Annotated in this window: 4 protein-coding genes; 1 reads left to right on the forward strand and 3 read right to left on the reverse strand. The window is 61.8% G+C overall.

The annotated features are described in order from the left end of the window. A partial coding sequence (locus tag VLE48_00860; GenBank protein ID HSA91535.1) for a helix-turn-helix transcriptional regulator occupies positions 1-762 on the reverse strand: 762 nt, incomplete at its 3' end. Between the two features lie 387 nt (positions 763-1,149). On the opposite strand from VLE48_00860, the gene VLE48_00865 reads away from it, so the two are divergent. After that, the gene (locus VLE48_00865; GenBank protein ID HSA91536.1) at positions 1,150-1,980 is read left to right on the forward strand and encodes a hypothetical protein; all 831 of its coding nucleotides are present in this window, start codon (positions 1,150-1,152) and stop codon (positions 1,978-1,980) included. 194 nt (positions 1,981-2,174) lie between these two features. Here the strand turns inward: VLE48_00865 and ald are convergent, their stop codons facing one another. Both ald and VLE48_00875 read right to left on the reverse strand, forming a co-directional pair. Further along, positions 2,175-3,290 carry an alanine dehydrogenase gene (gene ald / locus VLE48_00870; protein HSA91537.1) on the reverse strand — a complete coding sequence of 372 codons (1,116 nt, stop codon included), beginning with the start codon at positions 3,288-3,290 and terminating at the stop codon, positions 2,175-2,177. A 43-nt stretch (positions 3,291-3,333) separates the two neighbouring features. After that, positions 3,334-4,830 carry an aldehyde dehydrogenase family protein gene (locus VLE48_00875; protein ID HSA91538.1) on the reverse strand — a complete coding sequence of 499 codons (1,497 nt, stop codon included), beginning with the start codon at positions 4,828-4,830 and terminating at the stop codon, positions 3,334-3,336. Positions 4,831-4,862 lie beyond the last annotated feature (32 nt).

The raw sequence follows: 4,862 nt of genomic DNA on the forward strand, positions 1-4,862 counted from the left end.
GGCCCGCCAATCGCTGATGCGCATGGCTATGCCGACCACCTGCCCGATCACCTCCGCATCCTGCGGATGGCGCAGGATGCGGACGGAGGCGGGGGAAAGGGGATGGGGCTGGATGATGATGTTTCCGTCCTCCAGCGTGCACCAGCTGCAAATGAAGTCGGTGCGCGTCTCCAGGAAGTAGATCGGCCGCTCGTATTCGCTGCGCCAGCCACCCCGCGCTACCGCGGTACGCGATTCGTCGATCTGGACGAATGTGCCTGGCAGCAACAAGGGATACATGGTGAAGTCTTCGGTGCCGACATACGCATAGGTGTATTCGTCGCGGGAAAACTGGGCGAGGAACGATAGTGGCACCATTCCCCACTGCTCCACGATGCGCCCCAGATTGAAGGTTCGACGCGGGTCAAAGCCGGGGTCGATTCGCACCGGGAGGCGCACGGCGGTGACCGCATTCAGGGCTTCCAGGCGACGGGAACCCGGGTGCGGTGCCGCGTCCAGATCGGCTGCCGCGTCATTGACGTCGATACCATAAAGGCCGAGCAGGTCACGCAAATCACGCCGATAGATCACCGCCAGCGAGTACAGCCGGTAGATGCTGGGCAGAACGCTCTTGGACTCGATGTCCGAAAGGCGGCTCAGGGAAATGGCGTACTCCGGATTTCGGCGGCGTGCTGCGATGCGGCAACTGGCCGTTTCCACGTCGCGGATCGTCAGACTCAGATCCTCCCGTATCATGCGCAACTGATGCCCCGGCGGAGTCATGGCTTCCTCCCTTGATCTCATCCCGTTTCCCCGCCTCCCTGGAGTTGGTAAGGCCGGGGCTCGTTGGCCCGGACCCGATTAGGGTTAGTCCGGGTCGTGGTCCTGGCGCGGCGGTGTTCCGTTTTCAAAACAATAGAGGGTACCGCGGTCAGTCAATGGTTACAAGGAGGATAATTCCCATTCTAGGAATTTAGGGTTAAGTACATGACCTCACGGGCCAAGTAGAGCCAATGCCAGTCCAACCTTTGAAGGGGGTGCTACTGAATGAGCCTTGAGTATGCCCGGGGCAGCAGACTATGGCTGAAAGACCATCCCGACTACCGCGAAGCCTGGCTGCGCGACCTCATCGCCAGAGATCCCTCGATTCTGGGCCTGGGAACGCTGCAGGTGCGCCAGGTCGAGCGGCCCGTGTCCGGTTCCGGCCGGCTGGACCTTCTCTTGCAGAACCACCAGCATGGCCGGAGGTATGTGGTGGAAGTCATGCTCGGCAGGATGGATGAGAGCCACATCATCCGTTGTATCGAATACTGGGATTTTGAACAGCGCCGCTCTCCCCGTTATGTCCACTGTGCCGTCTTGATTGCCGAGGAAGTTCAGGCGCGTTTCCAGAACGTCCTGCTCTTGCTGCACCGCGTCATGCCAGTAATCGCCCTGGAGCTTTGTGCGATCCAAATGGGCAACAAGCTAGTGGTTCATTTCGCCAAACTCCTGGATCTCCGCCAGCCGGAAGCCGAGGAAGAGCCAACCTGCGGGCGTTGCCAATGGGAGAGGCGCGGGTTTTCTGCTTCCCTGGGCCAGCTCGACCAGTGCCTAGCGTTGTTGCGGGAAATCGACCCGGCCTTCGAACCGGTTTACTATCGCGACCACATCGGGATTGCAGCCCACGGAAAAGCCCGGAATTTCCTACAGTTCCGTCCCATGAAGCATTGCCTTCGGATGGAGCTACGCACCCGCAACCTACGCACTTTGCACGAGACGGCGCGCCTGGAGGAGTTCGCGGCTGTGGAAGCGGACCGCCGTTGGCGCAACCTGCGGCTGTTGCTGGCTGACGGGGATGTGCTCCGGCTTCGGCCGGCGCTCAAGCGACTCTTGCAAAGCGCCTACCAGGAGTACCGTCTCAAAGCGGGGCCAGCGCCGTCGGGCGCGGCTCAACTGCCGCTTTCGCCAGTGTCCGCCAAGTCCGGAACCACTCACACTTGGAAGTTAGAAGCGGGCTAGGGCGGCCACTGCAAGGGTCAAAACAAAGCCCAGCATCATCCAGCAGAACCAGGCGAGCACGGAGCGCCAACGGGCACTCTTCACGATCACATTCCCTCCATCCAAAGGGTCGGTGGTCCATCCTACGGAGAGCACGCTGGTGCGCCAATGGCCCGGAGGTCGGGGCTGTTTACCCCTAAGGTGGTATTTACTAATTAGTGAAGTAGCTCGCCCAAGTCCCGCACCGGCTTGCCTTGCGACTGCGCGACCGCGGGATAAGTCACTTGGCCACGGAAGGTATTGACACCCTCGCGGATAGCGCTGTCGGCGCGGATTGCCGCCTGGGGCCCTTTCTGCGCCAGCTTCATCACGTAGGGGAAGGTGGCATTGGTGAGCGCCAGCGTGGAGGTATGAGGCACGGCGGCAGGCATGTTGGTTACGCAGTAATGGACAACGCCATGCAAGATGTAGGCGGGGTCGCTGTGGGTAGTCGGGCGCGCCGTCTGGATGCAGCCGCCCTGATCGATGGCGACGTCAACGATCACCGAACCAGACTTCATTTCCTTCACCATGGCTTCGGTGACCAGCTTGGGGGCGGAAGCGCCCGGTATTAGCACTCCTCCGATGACCAAGTCGGACTTCCTGGTGGCCTTGGCGATGGTGTACGCGTTCGAGGCAAGGGTCAGGATGCGGGCGCCGAAGATGTCATCGAGTTCGCGCAAGCGGTTCAAGTTGACGTCGATGATGGTCACAATGGCGCCCATGCCGAGCGCGATCTTGGCGGCGTTCGTCCCGACGATACCTCCGCCTACTATCACCACGTTGGCCGGGGGTACACCGGGCACACCGCCTAGCAGCACGCCGCGACCTCCCCGCTCGGCCTCCAAATAGGAGGCTCCGACCTGGACGGCCATGCGTCCCGCCACTTCCGACATGGGCGTCAACAGGGGAAGCGACCCCTGCGCGTCGCGGATGGTTTCGTACGCGATGCCGGTGACGTTGTGACGCAGCAACTGCTCGGTGAGCTCCGGCAAAGGCGCGAGGTGCAGGTAGGTGAACAGCACCAGTCCATCGCGCAGGTGGGCAAACTCACTGGCGATGGGTTCTTTGACCTTGACCACCATGTCGGCGCGCTTCCACACTTCAGCCGCCGAGCAGAGTACCTCCGCACCCACCTGCTGGTAGTCGCGGTCGGGCATCGAGGAAAGGTCACCGGCTCCGTTTTCGACCAGCACCTTGTGACCAGCGTCGACCAGGGCCTTTACTCCGGAGGGAACGATTCCCACCCGGGTTTCGTGGTCCTTCACTTCTTTGGGGACGCCGATGATCATTTCCTCTTTCCTTCCCGATACGGCCTGTGCATTGGAGGAGTGGCTACGGTTCCACGTTGTCGATCTGCGCCCGCTGCAGTTGGTCGGAATAATCCACGTAGATCGACTTCCACTCGCTGTAGAAATCGATGGCGCCAATCCCTCCCTCGCGATGGCCGTTGCCGGTGGCCTTGGTGCCGCCGAATGGCAGGTGCACTTCCGCCCCGATAGTGGGTGCATTCACGTAAGTGATGCCGGCGTAGAGGTCGCGCATGGCGCGAAAAGCCTTATTGACGTCGCGGCTGTAGATGGCCGAAGAAAGGCCGTAAGGAATGTCATTCGAGTACTCGATGGCCTGCTCTACGCTGTCGCAGGCGATCACAGAAACCACCGGGCCGAAGATCTCCTCTTGGGCGATGCGGGCGTGTGGGTCCACATCGCCGAAGATGGTGGCCTCGTAGAAGTGGCCGTGAGCGAAATCACCCGCCGTCAGCGGGTTGCCACCGCAGAGGAGCTTGGCCTCGCCCTTGCCGACCTGAACGTAGGTACAGGTAGTCTGGATCTGGCTGGCGTTGACCTGCGGGCCCATTTGCACGCTCTCATCCATGCCATTGCCCACTTTGAGGGCGCGAGCGCGATCCACGAACTTCCCCACGAACTCCTTGTAAACGCCCTTTTGTACGATCACCCGGCTGGCGGCGGTGCAACGCTGGCCAGTGGTGCCAAAACCGCCCCACAAGGCGCCATCCACCGCCAGGTCGATGTTGGCGTCGTCCAGGACGATGATTGCGTTCTTGCCCCCAAGCTCGAGGGAGCAGTGTTTGAAGCTGCGCGCCGCAACCTCTCCAATGCGCCGTCCCACGTCGGAGGAGCCGGTCAGCGAGATGGCTCGGACATCGACATGTTCCACCAGGGGCGCTCCCACTTCCGAGCCGAATCCGGTAACCAGGTTCACCACACCGTCCGGGACGCCCGCGTCCACCAGCGTCTGGACCAGGTTCAGCGTCGAAAGAGGCGTGTCCTGTGCGGGTTTTATGACACAGGCGTTGCCACAGACCAGCGCGGGAAGCAGTTTCCATGACGGTATGGCCATGGGAAAGTTCCAGGGGGTGATCATGCCGCAGACGCCGATGGGCATGCGCACGGCCATAGCGAACTTGTTGGGAAGTTCGGAAGGGACCGTGGGGCCGAACAAGCGGCGGCCTTCGCCGGCCATGTAGAAAGCAGTGTCGATAGCCTCCTGCACGTCGCCCCGGGTTTCCGCCAGAATCTTCCCCATCTCCCGGGTCATGTCACGCGCGTACTGTTCCTTGCGCTCCATCAGGAGCTGGCCGGCGCGGTAGAGAATCTCGGCCCGGCGCGGAGCCGGTACCAGCCGCCAGCGCTCAAAAGCCCGCTTGGCGGCAGCCACGGCCGCATCCACATCCTCCCGGCCGGAGCGTTGGAAAATTCCTACCAGGTCGCGGCCGTCCGCAGGGTTGCGGTTCTCGAAGGTACGGCCGGTACGGGATTCCATCCACTGCCCGCCGATCAGGTTCTTGTACACTTTCGCTTCGGCCATGCGTTGCAACCGTTCCTTTCATGGAAACCCAA

It is taken from the genome of Terriglobales bacterium (assembly GCA_035454605.1).
In the GTDB taxonomy this organism is placed as follows: domain Bacteria; phylum Acidobacteriota; class Terriglobia; order Terriglobales; family Acidobacteriaceae; genus DATMAB01.

Excerpts from the sequence above, each read along its gene's own strand:
- ald (HSA91537.1), bottom strand. The coding sequence starts at position 3,290 with ATGATCATCGGCGTCCCCAAAGAAGTGAAGGACCACGAAACCCGGGTG.
- VLE48_00875 (HSA91538.1), bottom strand. The coding sequence starts at position 4,830 with ATGGCCGAAGCGAAAGTGTACAAGAACCTGATCGGCGGGCAGTGGATG.